The 21,421-nt window shown below is 46.8% G+C and carries 20 protein-coding genes and 2 riboswitches; of the genes, 14 read left to right on the plus strand and 6 right to left on the minus strand.

Annotation, left to right across the window (positions count from 1 at the left end):
• Positions 1–149: 149 nt before the first annotated feature.
• Positions 150–2,222: a transglycosylase domain-containing protein gene (locus B9N86_RS28795; protein WP_208916641.1), complete on the plus strand. Its 2,073-nt coding sequence runs from the start codon at positions 150–152 to the stop codon at positions 2,220–2,222.
• A 126-nt stretch (positions 2,223–2,348) separates the two neighbouring features.
• Here B9N86_RS28795 and B9N86_RS28800 read toward each other — a convergent pair whose 3' ends face one another.
• Together B9N86_RS28800 and B9N86_RS28805 are read right to left on the minus strand one after the other, a co-directional pair.
• Positions 2,349–4,004, minus strand: coding sequence for a zinc ribbon domain-containing protein (locus B9N86_RS28800; RefSeq protein WP_208916643.1), 1,656 nt, complete (start codon positions 4,002–4,004; stop codon positions 2,349–2,351).
• Between the two features lie 24 nt (positions 4,005–4,028).
• The gene (locus B9N86_RS28805) at positions 4,029–4,925 is read right to left on the minus strand and encodes a zinc ribbon domain-containing protein (protein ID WP_208916645.1); all 897 of its coding nucleotides are present in this window, start codon (positions 4,923–4,925) and stop codon (positions 4,029–4,031) included.
• 293 nt (positions 4,926–5,218) lie between these two features.
• Here B9N86_RS28805 and B9N86_RS28810 point away from each other — a divergent pair, with 293 nt between their 5' ends.
• The 3 genes from B9N86_RS28810 (at position 5,219) to B9N86_RS28820 (ending at position 8,683) form a co-directional block, all read left to right on the plus strand.
• Complete coding sequence (locus tag B9N86_RS28810) at positions 5,219–5,935, plus strand: DNA-3-methyladenine glycosylase (RefSeq protein WP_244562885.1); 717 nt, start codon at positions 5,219–5,221, stop codon at positions 5,933–5,935.
• A gap of 148 nt (positions 5,936–6,083) precedes the next feature.
• Entirely contained in the window at positions 6,084–6,479 is a 396-nt protein-coding gene (locus B9N86_RS28815; RefSeq protein WP_208920928.1) for an ArsR/SmtB family transcription factor, read from the plus strand.
• 2 nt (positions 6,480–6,481) lie between these two features.
• Entirely contained in the window at positions 6,482–8,683 is a 2,202-nt protein-coding gene (locus tag B9N86_RS28820) for a heavy metal translocating P-type ATPase (protein ID WP_208916649.1), read from the plus strand.
• A gap of 93 nt (positions 8,684–8,776) precedes the next feature.
• Here B9N86_RS28820 and B9N86_RS28825 read toward each other — a convergent pair whose 3' ends face one another.
• Positions 8,777–9,589, minus strand: coding sequence for an endonuclease/exonuclease/phosphatase family protein (locus B9N86_RS28825; RefSeq protein ID WP_208916651.1), 813 nt, complete (start codon positions 9,587–9,589; stop codon positions 8,777–8,779).
• A gap of 113 nt (positions 9,590–9,702) precedes the next feature.
• Here B9N86_RS28825 and B9N86_RS28830 point away from each other — a divergent pair, with 113 nt between their 5' ends.
• Both B9N86_RS28830 and B9N86_RS28835 read left to right on the plus strand, forming a co-directional pair.
• A complete protein-coding gene (locus B9N86_RS28830; RefSeq protein WP_244562886.1) occupies positions 9,703–10,956 on the plus strand; it encodes an amidohydrolase family protein in 1,254 nt (417 codons plus the stop codon).
• Positions 10,957–11,061: 105 nt separating this feature from the next.
• Positions 11,062–12,240 (plus strand): copper amine oxidase N-terminal domain-containing protein, encoded by a 1,179-nt coding sequence (locus B9N86_RS28835; protein WP_208916653.1) that lies wholly within the window; start codon positions 11,062–11,064, stop codon positions 12,238–12,240.
• A 127-nt stretch (positions 12,241–12,367) separates the two neighbouring features.
• Here the strand turns inward: B9N86_RS28835 and B9N86_RS28840 are convergent, their stop codons facing one another.
• Positions 12,368–12,883, minus strand: coding sequence for a YwhD family protein (locus tag B9N86_RS28840; RefSeq protein ID WP_208916655.1), 516 nt, complete (start codon positions 12,881–12,883; stop codon positions 12,368–12,370).
• Between the two features lie 150 nt (positions 12,884–13,033).
• On the opposite strand from B9N86_RS28840, the gene B9N86_RS28845 reads away from it, so the two are divergent.
• The 6 genes from B9N86_RS28845 (at position 13,034) to B9N86_RS28870 (ending at position 18,737) form a co-directional block, all read left to right on the plus strand.
• Positions 13,034–15,022, plus strand: coding sequence for a M1 family metallopeptidase (locus B9N86_RS28845; RefSeq protein WP_208916657.1), 1,989 nt, complete (start codon positions 13,034–13,036; stop codon positions 15,020–15,022).
• An 11-nt stretch (positions 15,023–15,033) separates the two neighbouring features.
• Positions 15,034–15,858 (plus strand): hypothetical protein, encoded by an 825-nt coding sequence (locus B9N86_RS28850; protein ID WP_208916659.1) that lies wholly within the window; start codon positions 15,034–15,036, stop codon positions 15,856–15,858.
• 271 nt (positions 15,859–16,129) lie between these two features.
• A riboswitch (cyclic di-AMP (ydaO/yuaA leader) is annotated at positions 16,130–16,268 on the plus strand.
• A gap of 3 nt (positions 16,269–16,271) precedes the next feature.
• Positions 16,272–16,745 carry a C40 family peptidase gene (locus tag B9N86_RS28855; protein ID WP_208916661.1) on the plus strand — a complete coding sequence of 158 codons (474 nt, stop codon included), beginning with the start codon at positions 16,272–16,274 and terminating at the stop codon, positions 16,743–16,745.
• Between the two features lie 259 nt (positions 16,746–17,004).
• Positions 17,005–17,141, plus strand: a riboswitch (cyclic di-AMP (ydaO/yuaA leader).
• Between the two features lies 1 nt (position 17,142).
• Positions 17,143–17,610 carry a C40 family peptidase gene (locus B9N86_RS28860; RefSeq protein WP_208916663.1) on the plus strand — a complete coding sequence of 156 codons (468 nt, stop codon included), beginning with the start codon at positions 17,143–17,145 and terminating at the stop codon, positions 17,608–17,610.
• A 113-nt stretch (positions 17,611–17,723) separates the two neighbouring features.
• On the plus strand, positions 17,724–18,248 hold the full coding sequence (locus B9N86_RS28865) for a GNAT family N-acetyltransferase (RefSeq protein WP_208916665.1): 525 nt from the start codon (positions 17,724–17,726) through the stop codon (positions 18,246–18,248).
• A gap of 132 nt (positions 18,249–18,380) precedes the next feature.
• On the plus strand, positions 18,381–18,737 hold the full coding sequence (locus B9N86_RS28870) for a c-type cytochrome (RefSeq protein ID WP_208920932.1): 357 nt from the start codon (positions 18,381–18,383) through the stop codon (positions 18,735–18,737).
• A 157-nt stretch (positions 18,738–18,894) separates the two neighbouring features.
• Here B9N86_RS28870 and B9N86_RS28875 read toward each other — a convergent pair whose 3' ends face one another.
• Both B9N86_RS28875 and B9N86_RS28880 read right to left on the minus strand, forming a co-directional pair.
• Complete coding sequence (locus B9N86_RS28875; RefSeq protein ID WP_208916667.1) at positions 18,895–19,209, minus strand: 4a-hydroxytetrahydrobiopterin dehydratase; 315 nt, start codon at positions 19,207–19,209, stop codon at positions 18,895–18,897.
• Between the two features lie 92 nt (positions 19,210–19,301).
• Complete coding sequence (locus B9N86_RS28880; RefSeq protein WP_208916669.1) at positions 19,302–19,595, minus strand: hypothetical protein; 294 nt, start codon at positions 19,593–19,595, stop codon at positions 19,302–19,304.
• Between the two features lie 192 nt (positions 19,596–19,787).
• Between B9N86_RS28880 and motA the strand changes: the two genes are divergently transcribed.
• On the plus strand, positions 19,788–20,588 hold the full coding sequence (gene motA / locus B9N86_RS28885; RefSeq protein ID WP_208916671.1) for a flagellar motor stator protein MotA: 801 nt from the start codon (positions 19,788–19,790) through the stop codon (positions 20,586–20,588).
• On the plus strand, positions 20,572–21,399 hold the full coding sequence (motB, locus tag B9N86_RS28890; protein WP_208916673.1) for a flagellar motor protein MotB: 828 nt from the start codon (positions 20,572–20,574) through the stop codon (positions 21,397–21,399). Before motA ends, motB begins: the two co-directional genes overlap by 17 nt.
• Positions 21,400–21,421: the final 22 nt, after the last annotated feature.

Raw genomic sequence — 21,421 nt, forward strand, 5'->3', positions numbered from 1 at the left:
AAACAAATAAGATTATATTAAAACAGGCCCAAAATGCAACCAAATTATCCAGCATCCCGTTCGAATCGCAAAAAACCATACCCGATCTATGAATATCCTTACTCATCGGACCCCATAATGTATAGCAAAAGGATGAGAGGGGTATTCATATGGCGGGACACAATCATAAACCGAATAAACGCAAAAGACCGCTATTCCGGCTCACCATTGTTCTATTCGGACTCCTTGTGCTTTCACTCATCGCTGGCGGTGTTATGCTGGCCTATTTGTACATCACGCCGCTGCCTGTTGCCGAAACTCAGCGCTATTCCCGGCTGCTGGACAGCCGCGGCGATGTGATCGCCACGTTCTCCTCTTCCGGTCACCCTCCTGAACGAGTCGTATTAAAAGACATCTCACCGATGCTCATCAAAGCTACACTAGCGGTGGAAGATCGCAAATTCTATGACCATCCGGGATTCGACCTCAAAGGCATGGCCCGGGCCGTGCTCGTCAATCTCGAGCATATGGATAGCAAACAGGGTGCAAGCACGCTAACCCAACAGCTTGCCCGAAATCTATATTTATCCCATGAGAAGACACTGGTCCGGAAGCTCAAAGAAGCCAAGTTCACGGCCCAGCTTGAAATGAAATACGATAAAGATGAAATTCTGGAAATGTACTTGAACGAAATTTATTACGGACACGGGGCATACGGCATAGAATCGGCAGCGCTGATGTATTTTGACAAACCGGCAAAAGATCTGAGTCTCGCTGAAAGTGCCATGCTTGCTGGAATTCCGAAGGGTCCTACCTACTACTCACCTTACAACCATATGGATAATGCGGTTAATCGGCAAAAAATCGTACTGAACGCCATGGTGGAAACCGGGTTTATTACACGTGCCGAAGCCGATAAGGCCGCTTCCGTAAATGTAGCGCTTCAGCCGCAGGACCGTCAGCAGAACAAGGTGATCGCTTCTTTTTTCCGGGATTATGTACGCGGCCTTGTCACCAAGCAGCTTAACATCACGGAGGAGCAGCTTGAGCAAGGCGGATTGAACATCTACACCACCCTTGATCCTCAAGCCCAAAAGGCAGCAGAAGAAGCCGTAGAAAAAGAGATGGACAGCAAAAGCGGACTGGAGACAGCACTCGTATCGATAGATCCTCGCAACGGTCATATCAAAGCCATGGTTGGGGGGAAGAACTATCGCGAAAATCAATACAATCACGCCCTTGCCAAAACACGCCAGCCGGGCTCTACATTCAAACCGATCATGTATTTGACGGCAATCGCCTCCCGCCAAATGACGGGAATTTCGATGTTCAATAGCCAACCGACCCTGTTCCATTACGATAACAACCGAAAAACGTACCAGCCTAGTAATTTCGGGGACAAATATCTCGGTGAAATTAACATGCGCCAGGCAATCGCTGCTTCCGACAATATTTATGCAGTAAATACGATCTTACAGATCGGCCCTGAAGAAGTGAAGGAAATGGCCAAGAAAATGGGCATCTCAAGTCCCCTCGAGGCGGTACCATCTCTCGCACTGGGAACATCACCAATCAGTCCGTTGGAGATGGCATCCGCTTTTGCGGTTCTTGCCAGCAATGGACAGCGTATTCCACCTATAGCGGTGCTCCGGATTACGGATGTGACTGGACGAAATCTCTATACCGCACCGGAGGAGAAGGGTGAACAGGTGGTAGAACCTGCGGCAGCTTACGTTTTGACCCGTATGATGGAAGGTGTCTTTGAGACGGGAGGCACCGGCAGACGAGTCTCCTCACTAATGAAGCGTCCTGTTGCTGGTAAGACCGGGACAACAGATACCGATGCCTGGCTCGTGGGTTATACCCCGGAATTGTCGACTGCTGTCTGGGTTGGATATGACAAAGGAAGGCAGATTAATTCGACTGACTCACGACGGGCAGCACCGATCTTTGCGCAGTTTACGGAAAAGGCGCTTGAAAGTGTACCTCCAAAAATTTTTCCCATCCCAGAAAATGTCGTCAGCGCCTATATTGATCCCAAGACTGGCAAACTGGCCGATACGGAATGTCCAGAGAAATCGCTTGAAGTATTCATTAAGGGGACTGAACCTGTGGAATACTGTGACGCGCATGGCAGTAAGCAAAAATCTGTAAAGCCTGAGGATACCACAAAACCTGAGGACACCGTGAAGCAGGAGGAACGGTCATGGTGGTCTGACTTCAAGCGTTGGTGGGTGGAGTAACACGCTCTCCCTGCTGTGCCTTGAGTTTATAGTACGAATAAAAATAAGCCCTGCATCGGATTTCGGATCCATGCAAGGCTTATCTTCACTTCATTACTGCTCGTCCGTGCTCAGCAGCTTGTAAACCTAGAGCTTGCCGTCTGTAACCTTAATAACACTTTCGGCAGGTGAATCCTCTTTTGCAGTTTCATTCCAAGTCGATTCATAAGTCACTGACTTATCTTCTTTATATTCCTGAAGATCCTCTGTCTTGAATCCCCAAGTGTTAGCAATGAAATCCACTCTCCAGTTACCCTGATTCTCGTCATACAGCAGGCCTGTTTCGCTATAAGCCTCCTGCATTTCAAGGAATGGTGACGCACCTTCGACATAGGTGGCTGCTTCAATCAAAGGCTTCGTGATGAGTGTCAAATACCATTTACCGCCCCGAAGGTCGAGATCAAAGGAACCGATATCAAATACCGTACCTACATAATTGGCCTTGTAAGCATAACCGCTGTCTTTAAACTGATCAATGACGTTTTGAAACACGGCTTTATAATTATCTGTTGAAACCGTGAGCTTGCCTGCATCCCCGGATGCAAAAGCGTCCAGATTCTCCTTCGCATGCTTGATAATCGTATCCTTGATCGTCTTTTGGAAGCTCTCCTGCATTGTAAAATCAAGATCGATATAATCATCCTTTATCGGTACCTCAGCACTTTTCATCGTCCCCCATGGAAAATCGGCCTCCACAGCCAAGGTCATGGAGCCATCCATAGTGACTGGCCCAAATTCAGGGTTGTCAAAAGGGTTCACCTCTACCTTTTTTCCATTGACATACAAACGCCCCTTCAAATCGGCCTGTTCTGAAAAGCGGGTATCCCATCTGACAACCTCACCGTCCAGTCCAAAATATGCACTATAAGACTCTTTCGGATAAAGCAGCTGTACCTCTTTAGCCTCCTGCAGATCGATAAACTCATTATTGAATCTGGCCTCCAGCTGGTATAACCCAGGTACATAAGGGCCTAGCTTGGTCTTATAATCTGGAGTATTGGCTACGGCCGCCTGCTGCCCGTTCACAGTGAACACCGTACCTGCGTAATTCGTCTCTACGCTGATGTATACGCCATCGATGGTGAGTGTATAGTTATCATAAAAAAGCACTTTACCGCTCTTCTCCAGGTTAACGATACTGTTCAAGCCGAGATTGCCAAATACATCTATTAATTGAGCTTCCTCTGCGGATTTTGCTTCTGCTGCAGCTGTCTGCTCTTTCAGCGTATTGATGATCTCTTCTTGCTCACCCGGATGCTGGCCCAGATAATTCATGAAACCTGAGATCGACTTCTCGTCGATAACCAGATCCTTGTTCTTAGAGGTTAGCAGCTGGGCAACAGCTTTATGATCTTTGGACTCCAGTGCTTTCTCGAACCGTCCGATCAGCCGCTCCTCGGATGTGAAGTACTCTCCGACTTTATAACCTCCAAAAAGAGCAGCCAACAAGAGTACGCCCGACAAAATAAATATTTTCTGCTTCCGGCTCATCCGTACAGATGCGGCTACAACTTCAGCTTCACGGGATAGACCAGCAGTCGTTCCGATGGAAACAGCGACCGCGCTCTCACTCTGAGCTCCAGCCAAAGAAGAGCAGCCTTGCCGTTGGGGATCTATCTCATCCTCTGGTAGAGCCTCTTGAGACTTCTTTTCTCCGTCCGCCGGTCTCACCGAGGCACCGCATTCTTTGCAGAACTGAGCCTGCTCAGATAATGATGTACCACATTCTGTACAAAATCTCATGTCGTATAAATTCCTCTCACTATTTTAAAAACCGAAGAAATTAGATGACCCCAACATGGATCCTAGCGAGTCACCCAAAATAAATATCGTAAGGAATACAGCGGCATAAATCAGCAGAATGGAATACAATGTGTCAATTCCACCGGGCGACTCCCGCTTGTAGCTTAGCGTAATAAGTGCAGGAATTGTAAAGATCGTGCCTAACAACGCGATAGTTATAAACAAATTGCCGATCCCACTTCCCATTAACAGAAAGAGAAACGCTACTAAAAAAATGACGATAAACGGAATAAGCAGCGTACCGAAACGGGCAATAACTTCCTTCAGACCTACCCTCGGATTCGTTGAAAGCTTTACGGCTCCGAATGTGTATACGGCAATCAAAAATATAAACAAGGCCAGCCAAAACACGGGTTTCAGCACAATGTCCACGAACGGACTTCTCATAAACCCACGAGCTGATCCGAGTGATAAGTACAGCATTAACGGGAGTAATATGGCGAAAATGACCATAGATATGATCCCGTTCAATAACTGCTCACTACCTGTTTTTTGAGCGACGCGGAGCGGGCTTTTCAAACCGGTAATAAAATAATTGAAATAAATTTTTGAGTTCTGCTTGGCACTTTCCAGATACGGTTTAAGCTGTGAAGATTCGCTTTCCGCTTGTCGAGACGAAGAATGCTCAGTCGGCGGCGGAGCCGTGAAGGCAGTATGCGGGTTACCCGCTGGTGCTTTAAATGTAACCGTCTCTACTTCCTTAGGAAATGTTGTTGTCGTGTTCGCTGAACTATGTATCTCTTGGTGTTCATCCGGCTGAACTGTAACCCTTCCCTCTACTTCATATTCAAGCTTGGACCCGCATTTCTCACAAAACTTGGCGTCCACATTCTCATGCCCGCAGATCTTACAAACCATCATCTTACCTCCTTGTTTGGTTGCACATACTTTTGGATTCGATAGCAGGGACGAAGAACTGGTTCATCCTGTATACTGCTTATGTACCGGGAATACGAAGTACTTATTATATGTGAGCATGGTATGTTTGCCCTAAGTATACATCGTATAACATCCAGAGTATGTGATTCTGGCACTATTTTAGGTACTAGTATAAGTGTGACGGTATATGAATGGAAGCATTTTCTTGTTTACGGCTTACATGCCACTCGAAGAGGTATGCTCGAATTTGTTTATACTATATATAAAGATTCTATATGAGATTCGTACTTAACAAAGAAAGGTACTTCCTGATGAATTCAAATAAAAAAGATACCTCACAGCTCTATGGCCGACCTCTGCCGCCTTCTATTTATACCGCCACCGCACTTGAAGCCGCGCCCAAGCTTCTTGGACAAACACTGGTACGCTGTACCGAGGACGGCGATATCCGGTGCAAAATCGTGGAAACAGAAAGTTACGGAGGCAAAGAAGACAAAGGGTCACACGCATTTGGCGCCAGACGAACAGCCCGGACGGAGATGATGTTTCAGGCAGGCGGTGCATGTTATGTGTATCTGATCTACGGAATGTATCACTGCGTCAATGTGGTCACCGGTGACGAAGATGATCCGCACGCGGTCCTGATTCGGGCCGTAGAGCCTTTGACAGCCCGCGACGCGGAGCTAATGCAGCTATACCGCGGTAAGCTTCCTGCTGGCAAAGCTGCCAATCTGAGCAACGGGCCTGGTAAGCTGTGCCGTGCTCTCCGTATTGACAAAAGTCTGAACGGCTGCCAACTGAACCGTATGGATGGACCGTTATATCTTGAACTAGGCGCAGGTACCTCTGGTCTTTCAATTGTTCAGGGACCACGTATTAACATTCCTTATGCGGAAGAGTATGCAGCTAAGCCTTGGCGTTTTTATATCCAAGAGAACCCGTATGTGTCTGTGATCGATAAGAAAAACGACTATCGACGTACTTCAAAGTAGACAGACCACACTTAGTAACAACAATCAAACCAACGTTTGAATAACGGTTGATTTTGGGTTATATTCAAGATAACAATCAAACTATTGTTTGAATATAATGGTTTGTAAATCCGAATAACGAGGTTTGATGGAACTACAATGGGAGGTAATGAGGGTGACTGCCAAAACGGATCTGATATCCTTTGACGAGACACAAGATATATGCGAAACATTTTGTCCCACTGCCGAGACGGTATCGCAGCTGAAGCAGGCTATATCGGAAGATGACATCATCGGCATGACCGAGATTTTCAAGGCTCTCGCTGACCCTACTCGGGTTAAGGTCGCATATATGCTGGACCGGGGTGGCGAGCTGTGTGTATGCGATGTAGCAGAGGTGCTTGGGAGCTCTACCGCAACGGCCTCCCACCATCTTCGAACATTGAAGAATAAGCATATCGCCAAATCACGCAAAGAAGGTAAAAATGTGTTTTATTCCTTAAAGGACGACCATATCCGCACCCTGCTTCATATGACACTGGAGCATCAGAAGGAGAAGGTGTAAGCATGAGCACTTATAACGAATCCGCACAGAGCGGCAAAGGAAAAGATGAGAACCAGAAGGAATACCGCGTCCAGGGTCTTTCCTGTCCAAACTGCACACGTGAAATGCAGGAAGAAATTCAGAAGCTTGAACATGGTCAGAATGCAAAACTGAGCTATAACAGTGGAAAGCTGACTCTTTCACCGAATGTAGACCTCCGCCGTGTGGAAGGCATTTTAAAAAGCGACGGGGCCCGTATTATTTACATGTCAGATCATAGTGCCGCCGCAGCTTCAAGCTCTGACCACCCACATGGACATAGTCACGACCATAGCCACAGCTCAGGCCGAACTATGAAATGGGTGCTTTCGATTTCGGCTGTCTTTTATCTTCTTACGTTTGTTTTGGAAAACAATGTACCCGCTCCCGTCATTATTACCTTGTATGCTGCGGCTATGATTCTAAGCGGTTATACCACGTTCCTGCGAGGACTCCGGAACTTGACGAAGTTTAAATTTAATATGGATACGCTTATGACTGTGGCACTGATCGGTGCCGTGATCATTGGGGAATGGCGAGAAGCGACACTCGTAGCCATCTTGTTTGGTCTTAACGAGATGCTCGAAGGTTACGGTATGAACCGTGCCCGCCAATCGATGGAAGCTCTGCTTGCCGCTGCCCCAAAAGAGGCGGAACTGCTCAAGGACGGTCAGACCGTGCGTGTGCCTATTGCGAGTCTTTCCCCAGGCGACATTGTACGTGTCCGCCCAGGAGAGAAAATCCCTTCCGATGGAGTCATTTCACAAGGCACTGGAGCAGTCAATGAGGCCGCCATTACCGGTGAGTCGGTGCCAGTTACCAAGCGGGAAGGCGACACCGTGTTCGGCGGCAGTATCAGTACGGACGGCCTGCTGAACATAGAGGTCACCAAAGCCTACGAGGACTCTTCCCTCGCCAAGATTATGCATCTGGTCCAAGAAGCACAGGACAGCAAGACTCCGACTGAGCTGTTCATCGATAAGTTCGCTAAATATTACACACCGGCAATCATGATCATTGCTATGGCTGTTGCCGTGATCCCGCCGCTGCTACTTGGCCAACCTTGGATGACATGGGTGTACCAAGGTCTCTCCATCCTCATTGTCGGTTGTCCCTGTTCTCTGGTGCTCTCATCCCCGATTGCACTGGTTAGCGGTATGACCCGGTCCGCCCGCAACGGGATTTTGGTCAAAGGCGGCGTTCATATGGAGCAACTCGGAAGGCTCGAAGCCATCGCTTTTGATAAGACCGGTACGCTAACACGCGGCGAACCTGCTGTGTACGCGGAAACGGTATATGATGAAGAGAAATTTTACGCTATCACAGGCTCTATAGAACAATCTTCCTTGCATCCGTTGGCAAAAGCAGTCATGAAACACTTGGCTGCGAAGCAGCCGAAAGAGACATTTGCGGAGCCACTGCAGTCCACAGTGTTGCCAGGAGAAGGCGTCCGTGCTGAGGTCGGCGGAAATCTGTATTGGGTTGGCAGCGAGGAAGTGCTACGTTATGTGCAAGGCGGGCAGGAGAGCGTCATGGCCGCTGTACGTGAAGATATCCGAAAGCTAAAAGAGCAGGGATATACGATTATCGTGGCAACAGACGAACATTCTGTACTTGGTCTATTCGGTTTGGCTGACGAGATCCGTGCGGAAACACCGGAAGTTATTTCTCAGCTGCATGAAGCTGGCATCACGAACACCGTCATGCTTACAGGAGACCACGAGCAATCCGCTCAGTCCATTGCCAAGCAGTCGGGTGTCACAAGCTTTTTCGCAAGTTTGCTCCCTGAGGAGAAAGTTGCCAAGATCAAAGAGCTGACACGCAAACAAAAGACCGGTATGGTCGGAGACGGTATCAACGATGCACCTGCGCTTGCGGCAGCGGATTTAGGGATCGCCATGGGAAAAGGAACAGACAGTGCCATCGAGACTGCCGATGTGGTGTTGATGCAGGATCACCTTGGCAAGCTTCCGAGCGCAATCCGGACGGCAAGAAAGGTAAACAGCATTATCCGCTGGAATATTGCTATTTCGTTATCGCTGAAGGCCATTGCCCTCCTGCTGACGATTCCCGGCCTTCTGACCTTATGGATCGCCATTATTTCCGATATGGGTGCAACGATTCTTGTGACGATTCTCGGACTGACGATCTTGATGGGCAAAGACAACACGCCATCTTCATCCTAACAAGTTCCATGCACGCAAAAATCCCCTGTTTCTCGGCTTCAAGAGACAGGGGATTTCTTTTGCTGTAACTGCGGAATCGATTCGCATGTGATTTTACCGCTTGAATATTACATCCGTTGTGATCGGCAGATGATCGGAAGCCTCCGCATGTATTACACGCTGGTTGGCATGCTGAACAGCAGGAGACGTCAGAATGTAATCGATAATTTCAGACGGATTAAATACTGGGAACGTGTATGCATCATCAATCCCCTGGAAGCTGTTTACGAATAAGCCGTTATCTAACAGCAGCTGAATCTCTTCGCTGTCAGGCTCCGCATTAAAATCCCCCGTCAATAAAGCCGGACCGTTTGAGGCAGAAGCTAAATCTATTATTTCCTGTATCTGAGCCATACGACTCGGGACGTCCAGCCCAAGATGGGTGTTGTACACATCCACATGAATACCCCGTACGTTCACGACAGCATGCAGAACGCCGCGCTGCTCTTTTCCAAAGCTGCTGAGCAGAATATTCTCCGAATGAAGGATAGGATATTTACTGAGGATGGCTGTGCCGTACTGCCTATTATTCGTCTGTCCTTCCCCAGACTCCAAATCAAGATTAGCACCGTAGGCATAGTGATAACCAAGTAGGCTCGCTAATTCCTTCGCTTGGTCTTTAAAGTCACTCCGAGCTCCGTAAAACCGGTCCACTTCCTGAAGGCCTACAATTTCTGCACCGGAATCACGAATGACATCTGCAATTCTGTTCAGGCTTAGCTCTCCATCTATACCGACCCCATGATGAATGTTGTAAGACATAACGGTAGTACCAACCTCTTTGCCGTACCCTTTTTCCGCTACCTGTGTATCTAATGAGAGCATAGAGACGACCAGCAAACTAACGACTAATGTAATAACTTTCATGAACGAATCTCCCTTCAAAATGATTCCAAAATATTTATACACTCTTCCTAATTTTCATATATATGGTGCTATGCTAACATAAGTCTATGAAATCACAAAAGGAGTGCGACTAATTGAACGAACAGCTCATTACGGAATACTGGATTACTAACCTGCTTCTTGAGAGCGGTTATGCTTTTGAAGGCGAAGAGATTGTATCCACTTTAACAGAAAAATGCCATGTGAGAATTAACGCCGGCAAGTTCGCTGAGATTATAACAGCCGAGACTCCTTTTCACTCCGAACTCCCCTGCTATGATGCTAATGCACAGCTTCTGCTGCCTGCTTTTAGAGAAATGCACATCCACTTGGATAAAACGTACTATGGCGGTCCGTGGCGAGCTGTTCGTCCAGCACCAAATGGAGTCTTTTCACGGATTGAAGAGGAAAAAGCACTGCTCTCTACCCTGCTTCCAACGGCGAAGGATCGTGCGGAACAGCTTCTAGAGCTAGTCCTGAACAATGGTTCCACACATGTGCGTACCCATTGTAATATTGAACCGACTACCGGCCTGCGCAATTTAGAAGCTACCTTGCAAGCATTAGAGTCTTATCAAAATAAATGTACATATGAAATCGTCGCATTCCCTCAGCACGGGCTTTTGCACTCAGTTTCAGTTCCACTTGTACGCGAAGCATTGAGATCAGGTGCACATCTGGTCGGTGGACTCGATCCTGCTACCGTGGATGGGAATATCGAAGCTTCGCTCGATGCGATGGTACAGCTAGCGGTTGACGCGAATGCAGATATTGATATGCACTTGCATGATGCCGGTCATCTGGGGATATTTACGATGCGACGCTTAGCTGCCCTTACTCGGGAAATTGGTTGGCAAGGAAGGGTGACGATCAGTCATGGTTTTGGTCTAGCTGGAGTACCTGCCTCGCTTGTTAGTGAAATAGCAGATCTATTCGCTGAACTAGGGATTACACTTGCTACAACAGTTCCGATAGGCACGATGACAATGCCCCTGCCGCTACTCTATGAGCGAGGAGCAAAGGTTGTTATTGGACAAGATAGCATTACAGATCACTGGTCGCCGTTTGGTACAGGGGATAATTTAGAGCGTGCAAGCATCTTTGCAGAATGTTACGGCTGGAGAAGCGAACGCAAGCTTGCTGAGGCACTAGGCTTCATTACAGATGGCTTACTGCCACTAGATCGTAATGGAACCCGCGTATGGCCTGCGGTTGGTGATGAAGCAAGCTGCGTGCTTGTAGCAGCAAGCTGCACGGCAGAAGCAGTGGCGAGAAGAGCTCCAAGGAAAGCTGTCATACATAAGGGCAGCGTTGTATCTGGTGAAATCGCACCATCCGAAGATTCCTAAGGAAGCAGCGATCGATCTTATGGACACTACTTCAAACCTCGAATATGAAACTTTTCCCATCAAAGAAACGTCTAGTATATATCACTTGTTGTGGAGGTGTATTTAATGAAATCAGTAAAGTCATATAAAATCACCGGGGCTGCGGCACTGGCTCTAACGCTTGTTCTCACGCCTTTATCTGGTGTCCTTTCAGGCTCAGCACAGGCGGCTTCTGCAGCAGTGGCCCAGAAAGAAAGCCAAAAAACATCCTGGAATGTGGAATTGACAAATGCGCCGTTTAAGAAAAACGGAGTTGTATTTGTTCCCATTAAGGAGCTATCGGAGTATTTGGATCTTCATATTACAGTGACACCTAATAAAAAATATGTGTATATTAATAGTCCCTTCGAGTCTGTCCGTATCGCATCTGGCCAGTCCAAAGCGGTAAATGCCAAGGGAACATCCATTGCCCTTGGAACTACCCCGATTGTGAAACACGGCGTTACTTATGTTCCAACTTCACTCCTGGCTAAAAGCTTTGGAATCCCAGTAAAGTGGAACGGGAAATCCAAGGTTTCGCTTCAAGGAAGCAAACAATATGCTTCCGGAGCTGTCGGTGGCATGGTCTTCTGGTTAAGCCGTGAGGACGGTACATTACTAACTGGTCAAGCCGGTAGTGTCCCGAAGAAAGCCGGCAAGGCTTCAATAGAACATATTGATCTACTCAATATCAAACCCCGTAAGATCAATCCCTCCAGTTACGTGGTGGATATAAACAACTCTTACGGCGAACCGCATATTCACGAGTCTCACATTCGTGTCCTCATTTATAACGGAATGATTGTTAACGCAGGCAGCACCTATTACGCTAACTTTAGCGGCCGCAATACGAAACCGAATATAGACGACTATAAAGGAAATGTAGCGATCATGAACGGTAGTACTCTGCAGCTTGTCCACCCTACTGGGAAGGTAGTCAAAACGTATAATCTTGAGGCCATTACCGGTGTAAAGGATGATTTCGTTGTGGAAGCAATCGAACCGGAGTTTCTGCTAGTCCGCCCTTATAAAAAAGCAACGCTATTTATTGTTCATCCTACAGCTAAGCAATCTATTCTGATCTATCAAAACCTGCAGCTGGATGATGAAGCAAAGAAGCTGATTGAAGAATATCCTCCAAATGAAGCCGGCTATGTCGGCGACGGTCTGACATACACCGGATTTAAAAATCAGAAGCTGACCTTTAATTGGAGTCACCCCTTGCTTGATAAGAATAAAACGTTCACGTACAAGCTCCCCTTTTAATTAATAGTAGATCTCTCGATCCATCGGGAAATACTATTCATGTATCTCAAAATCGAAGTTTTATCCTTTCTTATCTCTTAAATAAAAGCCCGGACGGATCTCATCCGTACCGGGCTTCCTCAATTTATTATTCCGATTCTGTATCGAGCGCCTGTTTAAACTCGTCAGAAGAGGCATTCCACCATTCCTCGTTTTTGGAGATCAGCAGATCCTTCAGTGCTTGCTTCTCCACGTTACCCAACCCATCAAGAATAATTTTACGCTTCAGTGCCGCATCCAACTTATTCACGTGGTCAGCGAGAATTTTCCAGCCTCGCTTCGCTTCCTGATCAATCCACATCTCACATGCGGTCATACCGCCATAGTGCTGTCCCTCAGCTGTACGGTCCACGGCAACCCATACAATCCACAACTGACGACCGTTCGGTACATCCTCCCGGTTAGTGGAAAACCTAATGCCGCGTTCCACCTTGCTCTTCGCGTGCATTGCACCAATCTCAATTTTTGCTACTCCGCCGTCAATGATGACCGGAGATACACTGTTCAGATCAATGGAGCCTGCTCCGAACCCTTTGTGCTTGCTTTTACTGCTTATAATGTTAAGGGCAATCTGCTTCTTGTCTTTTTGTTCCTCATTCTCCATTACGGCAAAACCTCCTATGTAAGGACGGAAGAGACCTCCGCCTTGCTCTTTCTTCTAATAACTAGTCCCAATAATTTTATTTTAACTAATAATCACCTAAAAGCAAACATATACATGCTGTAGATGCTTGTCAACGGGAGGTTGTTCGATATGGTCCCACCACGCACCAAAGTCTTTCTTTCATCCCTGCTCGCCCTCGGTCTCCTCGGAGGGTCAATGCTATTATATCTGCAGGGTATCCGTGTTTCAGCACCTGTTCTCGCTCCAAATTTGGGCAAGCCTACGGTAGTGGAGAAAGCCCCGCTCTCTCCACCTAAAGCTCAGTACGATGTACCTGCTCCTGCACTGAGCAGCAGACTGGTTGAATATCACATGGATGTCAGGTTTGAGCCGGGCGAAAACAAATTGAAGGGAAAACAGACGATAACCTGGACTCATCCTGGTAAAAAAGCTGTAAACGAGCTTTACTTTCATCTTTACCCTAATGCTTTTGCATCCAAAGAAACCACGTTTATGAAGGAATCTGGTGGCAGACTTCGATCAGACCGTATGCCTGAGGACGGGTTCGGATCCATGACGATTACGGGGATCAAAACGATTGAAGGGCTATCCCTGCTCCACCGTCTCCAATATGTGCAGCCTGATGATGGCAACGCGAAGGACAAAAGCCTGGTGAAGCTGCGTCTGCCGCGTTCTGTTAAAGGCGGAGAGAGCATTACGCTGAATATGGAGTTTGAAGTTGATATGCCCAAAATCTTTGCACGTATGGGTACAGCTGATGATTTTGTAATGGCTGGGCAATGGTTTCCGAAAATTAGCGTATATGAGCCTGCGGAAGTACGCGATCGCACGGAGGAAGGCTGGAATCTCCATCAATATCATGGAAACTCTGAGTTTTATGCGAACTTCGGCATTTACAGCGTCCGTATCCGGGTGCCGGAGAACTATATTGTTGCAGCCACTGGTTTTCCGACCAAACCGGCCACAAAATCAAACGGTGAGAAGGTCTACCAATTCTACGCAGACGATGTCCATGACTTTGCCTGGGCAGCCTCGCCCGATTTTGTTGTAGCGGAGGAGGCATTTTCCGCACCTGGCGTACCCGGTGTCCGCATTAAGCTTTACCTTGATCCGGTGCATAAAGACCTGAAAGACCGCTATTTCGATGCTGCCAAAGCAGCTTTATCCTCTTACGGTAAATGGTACGGCTCCTATCCGTACGCTACGTTATCCATTGTAGTACCTCCAGATGCTGGAAACGGCGCGGGCGGTATGGAATATCCAACGCTGGTGACCGCTTTCGGAGCCAAAGATGATTCGCCAGGGTACGAGCTGGAGCGCACGATTATCCATGAAATCGGACACCAATATTTTTACGGCATGATCGCGAGCAATGAGTTCGAGGAGGCTTGGCTCGACGAAGGATTTACCTCCTATGCCGAGGAGCGGGTAATGAAACAGGAATACGGATTAACCACAAACACGGCAGCACAAGCTGCGACCATATCCTCGCCTGAACCACTTAAACAGGAATCTTGGAAATACGGATCTCACGAAAAATACGCTTTGAACGTCTACACACGCGGCAAACTGGTGCTGCAGGACATTGAACGCCTGGTCGGCACGCAGACGATGGACAAAATCATGATGACTTATGCGAAAAAATACCGCTTCAAACATCCGACAACTAAAGATTTTCAACAGGTTGTGGAGCAAATGACCAAACAATCGTGGCAGCCTTATTTTGACCAATATGTATACGGCAACCGGATGGCCGACGTCGCTGTGGAGAACATTCAGACCCAAAATACCGGAACCCGGGAAGACCCCGCCTATAAGACGATTGTGACCATCGTGAGTAAGGGAGGTACCGTCTCCAACATCCCGATCAGATTTGCATTTGAGGACGGGAAGACGGTTGAAAAGGTGTGGGACGGCAAGAACGGAAAAACCCAGTATGAAATCAAGCATAAATCTCCACTCATCTGGACAATGGTTGATCCGAAATACACGATCGTGCTCGAGAACAAACATATCAATAACTATATGAAGGCGGGAATGGATCCGAAAGCTGTCACGCGCTGGAACCTGAGCATCACCAAGCTGGTAGAGACACTATTCGGCAGCCTGTCATGGTAAGGGGGGAGAACATGAAAAGCTACGCAGGCAAAGGCTGGACCAGTGTGAAAGATCAGTTCTATGTTATTATTCTTCTGTTTCTGTATCGGCTTCTGTGGGGATATTGTCTGTATCGCCTTGTTAAATCAGCCGTCGTTCCGCTTCTGATGCGATTCCCGGACCCTGCTCCGAATGAGCTTAGTAAGCTGTTGTATTTTTACGAGGGCGAAATGGCCCTAACCCAAAGCAACGACGTTCATACCTATGCCTGGATACTCATCTGTATGCTTATCATTCGGATGCTTCTGACTCCTCTTATTCATGCCGGTATATTTTACAATCTCCATCAAGAGGCGAAAGGCGAGCGAGGTCTGTTCTTCTTCAAGGGCATCCGTCAGCTATGGAAACCGGTAACTTTATTTTATGTGGTTGAGACGATTCTGACCTTTACCCCCGCATATTGGCTGGTGCCGAAAATGTTACCTTCACTATTAGCTGCCATTCGCGATCCGTCTACGTTGCTAAAGATCGCTCCTTACTTCGTCTGTTGGCTGTTGTATGCGTATCTCATTCATTTGTTCTTTCTTTATATGCAGTTCGGCAAAACAGCTGGCATGAGCATGATATCCGCTCTGATGGTCTGTCTCCGTCACATCGGAAAGGCTATGCTCATCTCCATTACGATCGGCGGAACAGCGATAGCTCTTCTCCTTCTGCTCAGCGGTATGTCCTTCCTATGGTCAGGTCTGATCGGGTTAATCATTCAGCAGACCTCCTATTTTGTGAGCAGTCTGTTCCAGTTGTGGAGCGTTACCGCTCAATATCATGTATGGCATACTCACAGTCGTCAAATTTGAAAAGTGTTCACATAAAAAAACAATTTTCACCTGAAATTTATACATTATATGTGACTGCCAAGCTCAAACGATGCATAACGCTAGCCAACTAAATAAAAAAAATCCCGCTCTTCTCTAGGAAGAACGGGATTTTTTGTGTTCAAATATACTTTCCTCGTTTGCCAAAAAGTTAATACTCTGTTAAAATAACGAATGTGTTAGTAACAACTTTGTCATCTTTCCTGTAACTATTTCATATGGATAAACCATCGTATACTTATAATCTGTCTTATATCTTAAGAAGCCGAATTCCCGTTTCAACGGGAAGCGGGGGAACCGTCTTGGGTGAATTGATCTCGCAACAGAGGGGTCATAGGCTAACCTTCAGCCGAACCCTTAAGCTAACCTCGCAGGCATTGGAAGGAGCTTATCACTTGAAAAAGAAGCTAACAGCCGTTTCACTCGGTCTAGCTCTCGCCCTTACGCTAGGCACCGGAAGCGCTTTCGCGGATTCCAAGTTAAACAGCGCAATCAAACCCGTCATTGGCGTCTCCTATAAATCAGGCGGAACCACAGCCAAAGGATTCGATTGCTCTGGATTTACAAGTTATGTATTCAAGAAACTGGGGCTGACTTTGCCGCGTTCATCTGTATCCCAGTATAAAGTTGGGACTGCAGTACCGAAGAGCCAACTGAAAGCCGGCGATCTTGTATTCTTTAACACCTCAGGCAGAGGCGTATCCCATGTAGGGATCTATATAGGCGGGGGCAAATTTGCACATTCCTCAAGTTCCCGCGGTGTCACCATCACCGCAATCAACTCGAGCTATTTTGGCAAGCGTTACATTGGAGCCAAACGAGTCATGAGCTCAAGCAAGTACAAATCCGCCGCCGTGAACTACAATTAATTTCATAACCAAAAGTTTACTTAAGCCCGAATGAGATTCACCACAATCTCCTTCGCGGCTTTTTCTTTATACTTTTATAACGGATGAAATAGGGAAAAAGTTTGCACCTTTACGAGAAAATTTTTTGTGACAATAATTCGACACGAATAGCCATCTATTCTATTCAAAAGACAGCAAGAAACAATTGCCAAGTGGACAGGCCCTCTGATAGAATATTCAATGTAATAACTTTGTCATTATTGTAAGGGCTTTTATATATAGAATGCATATGCCAAATTCCAGAGCAATGGAAGCGGGGGATCCAACCACGGGTGAATTGATCTTGCTACTAAGGGATCATAGGGGACCTTCAACCGAACCCTACAGCTAACCTCGCAGGCAGCGGAAGGAGTTATTTATGCTTAAGAAGTTCAGTGCAACCGTGTTAGGCCTTTCGATGCTGTTCACGGCAGGCTTAGGCAGCGCTTTTGCCGATAGTAATCTGGATCAAGAAATCGATAAGGTGCTAGGGACAAGATACAGCTATGGTGGTATGACAACAAGCGGTTTTGACTGCTCTGGATTTACAATGTACATATTCTCCGCAATGGGAATGAAGCTTCCCCATCAGTCGGGCTCCCAATTTGAGATGGGTACGGCCGTATCCCGCGAAGACCTTCGCCCGGGGGACCTCGTATTTTTCAATACATCAGGTCAAGGCGTATCCCATGTAGGCATTTATATCGGCGATGATCAATTCGCCCATGCCTCCACTTCAAGAGGGGTCGTGACCAACCGACTGGGTGACAGCTATTATGCGGAGCGTTATATTGGCGCCAAGCGAATTATGGATGATTCAGCATACGAAAGCCACGCGTCTGAATAATTTGAAATCATTTATATCATACAAATATACCCGCGAAGAGAAGCATCCCTTCTTTTGGCGGGTGTTTTCTTCTTATTCCATAAATCATGAAAGGAGAATGACAATTGCTTCCCATGGCACAGCGGTTTTATGCGGTTCCAATGGATTCGTATCATGCGGCGGAGATTTGCAGCTGGACCTACCCATCTCCTTACAATATCTATGGCTGGCTCCCCTGGGAGCAAATGAAAGGACTTGGTATCGAGTTTGGCGATCCGGACATCCGCGAGCAGCAGTATGTATCCATTCTCGATGAAGAACAGCGGATGTGGGGATTCGCGCAGTTGTTCCCAATGGAAGGCGTAACGCGGATTGGTCTTGGTATGCGACCGGATTGGTGTGGACTCGGAATGGGTAAACAATTTGTGCAGTCTATTGTGGATGTGGCCAGGCAGCGTCGTCCTGAGGATGAGATTGACCTTGAGGTCTTAACTTGGAATGAACGTGCAATCCGCACATACTACAACGTCGGTTTTCATGTTACGGACACGTACGAACGGATGACTCCGACTGGCAAAGCTCTTTTTCATTGCATGGTTTATATGTCTCCGGACGATTCTGGAAATTCCATCCGAAACCGTTATGACTATGAAAAATAGCACAATTTTGTGTAATTTTAGTTAAAGAAAGCGTTGTTTTGTTGCTTTTTTTGTCACAACTGCTATGATGTCTTTGTATGTTCGTTTATAATAGAATCAATTGCAGTATACATAAGAAGGGACGATATGACGATGCAAAAATGGATTATGAGCGGATTGTTCTTCGTCGCATGTGCGTTGGCCCTTGCGCTGATGTTTACGCTTCCAGGGAAAGAAGAAGTAGCTGAAGAAGCAAAACCAACAATGCCTGAGGTAACTTTGGACGCGGCGGCGGCTGAAGCTACGTTGAAAGCCAGCTGCATTACTTGTCATGGTGATCAGCTCCAGGGCGGAGCAGGACCAGCTCTCCAGCAAGTAGGCGGACATATGGACACTAATGCATTGTTTAGCGTGATCACGAAGGGCCGTAAAGGTATGCCTGCCTTTAAAGATCAACTTAAACCAGATGAAATTGCCAATCTTGCACTTTATCTGTCTGAGAAAAAATAATAAGGCAAACCAAGCAGACACGATTTTGTCATCCTTCTCAAATGACGAAAGAGCGTTTCTGCGAGAAATATAAGATATTTCTTATATTTAAACAAAACACGCTTGGACAGGACCTCTCCCTTTCCAAGCGTGTTTTTTATATAAGTATCCGCTGCTGCTAGTCCTGCTCCTTATTGTCCTTGGAGCGGCTTTTTTCGTATGCCTCATTAAACTGCTGTGCCTCTTTGATATCTACAGCCGTAATACCGCCTTCATCCCAAGAAGTCAGACGTAGCGTCACGGTTTTGTAATCGATTGTAATGTAGGGATGGTGACCGAATGCCTCCGAGATCGCAGCGACTTCATCCACAAAAGCAATCCCTTTCATAAACGCAGGAAAGGTATATTTACGGATAATCCACCGTCCCTGCTCCAATTCCCAGCCTTCAAGTCTTTCCAGATGTGTTTCAACTTCCTGCTGTGTATACAGCATTTTATCTTCCTCCCCAAAAAAAACCTCTCCCACCAAGGCGGGACCAATTATTCATCTATTCTATTCCTCTGATCTTTGATTCATTACCTTAACTAGACGAGAGCTACAAACGCCAATTCTTCTTCCCCAATTAAAATATTTATCCGATGGTTTGTCTGATCGTGAATGACAACTCCACTGCCTACCGATATGACAGGCTCTGTGCCCAGTGCATAAAATAAATCCTCCGCCAGCGCCTCATGAACCTCATTTTTCTCCGTATCGTTAAGGTTGCTCCAATCCTCCGATTCCATTTCAAAAAAAACGTAGCTGTCTGGAATACGTCCGACTGCTTCAGTCAAATCTGTCAAAATATCACCGTAATCACGCCCATGCTTAACACCCATCTCTCTCACTCCTTTCTGTCACTTCATACCTGCAAGTTTCCCTTGCTTCTATTATACCGGAAATTACAGCTAAAAAAAAAACACTAACCTGACGATAAATAGTGTAATGCGCTCATTTGCACAATGCTGTCTACCCAAAAGGACGGCAAAACGAATGGATTCGTTATTTATTTCTCATGGATGAGGTGTATTATGGAAATTTCAACGATTATAGGTTTAGTGCTCGGGTTTGTATCCGTACTGGTCGGAATGGTGTTAAAGCATGCACCACTTACCGCTTTAGTTAATCCTGCCGCCTTTGTCATTATTTTGGGCGGTACGGCAGCCACACTGTTTATAGGTTTTCCTTTGTCGGAGCTTAAGAAATTCCCTAAGCTTGTCAAAATGACTTTCGTGAAGCAAAAGCTGATGAATAAAACAGATTTGATTACACTCTTTATGGAGTATGCCTCCATTACCCGCCGCGAGGGATTGCTCGCGCTCGAATCAAAAGTCGAGGAAATCAATGATACTTTTCTCCGCAACGGGATGCGCATGATTATTGACGGCAACGACCAGGAATTCGTGAGCGACGTTTTGATGGAGGATATTAACGCTACCGAGGAGCGCCACCGCTCCGGTGCACTTATCTTCTCCCAGGCCGGCATGTACGCACCATCCCTCGGGGTATTGGGTGCGGTTATCGGTTTGATCGCAGCCTTAGGACAGATGAGCGATATGACAGAGCTTGCAAAAGCAATCGGTGCTGCCTTTATCGCAACGCTACTTGGTATTTTCACCGGTTATGTCATCTGTCACCCAATCGCCAACAAACTGAAGCGCTTGTCCAAACGTGAAGTGGAGATCCGGCTGATGATGGTTGAAGGTCTTCTTTCCATTCAATCAGGTGTTTCGACTATTGCGATCAGTCAGAAGCTGTCCGTCTTCTTGACCCCTTCTGAGCGCCTTAAAATGAACCAAAGGGAGGCTGGTTCTAGTGAGCAAAAAGACTAGACACGAGCCCCACGAAGAGCATGCTGACGAATCCTGGCTCCTTCCGTATGCAGATCTGCTTACCCTATTGCTCGCGCTCTTCCTGGTTCTTTACGCAATGAGCGCGACGGACGCTAAAAAGTTTCAAGAAATGAGCGAAGCATTCAATATTGCCCTGACTGGCGGAACCGGAGTTCTTGATTACAACAAGACGGAACCGAGCAATGATCCAGCTGATAAAGGTAATAATAAAGCAATTAACTCCATTCCAACCCCGAAATCTGATGATAAGAAACGCGAAAAGCTTATGAAGCAGGAGCAGGAGGATTTGGAGAAGCTGAAGAAACAGCTGGATAGTTATATTAAAAACAATGGTTTAAGTACCGAATTAAACACAAAGCTGAATCATTCACAGTTGATGATCACCATCCGGGATAATGCGCTGTTTGCTCCAGGCGAGGCGATTGTGAAGCCAGAGGCCAGCAAGCTGGCAAAAGAGATGTCTAACATGCTCCAGCAATTCCCGGACTTCGATATTATCGTATCTGGTCATACTGACGATGTCCCGATGAACACCAGCAAGTACCCATCCAACTGGGATTTGAGTTCTGACCGGGCGATGCAATTCATGAAGATCCTTCTGGAGAATACGTCACTTGATCCGAAGCGGTTTATGTCAGTCGGTTACGGAGAGTATCACCCGATAGCGACCAATGAAACCGTCGAAGGCAAATCCAAAAACCGACGGGTAGAAGTATCTATTATTCGTAAATATTCGAGTCACAATACGTATACCAACGTGCCCAAATCAAAAGATGATTCATCTAATTAAAAAAACAACCGGTTCTCAGGCA

Source organism: Paenibacillus uliginis N3/975 (assembly GCF_900177425.1).
Taxonomy (GTDB): domain Bacteria; phylum Bacillota; class Bacilli; order Paenibacillales; family Paenibacillaceae; genus Paenibacillus_AQ; species Paenibacillus_AQ uliginis.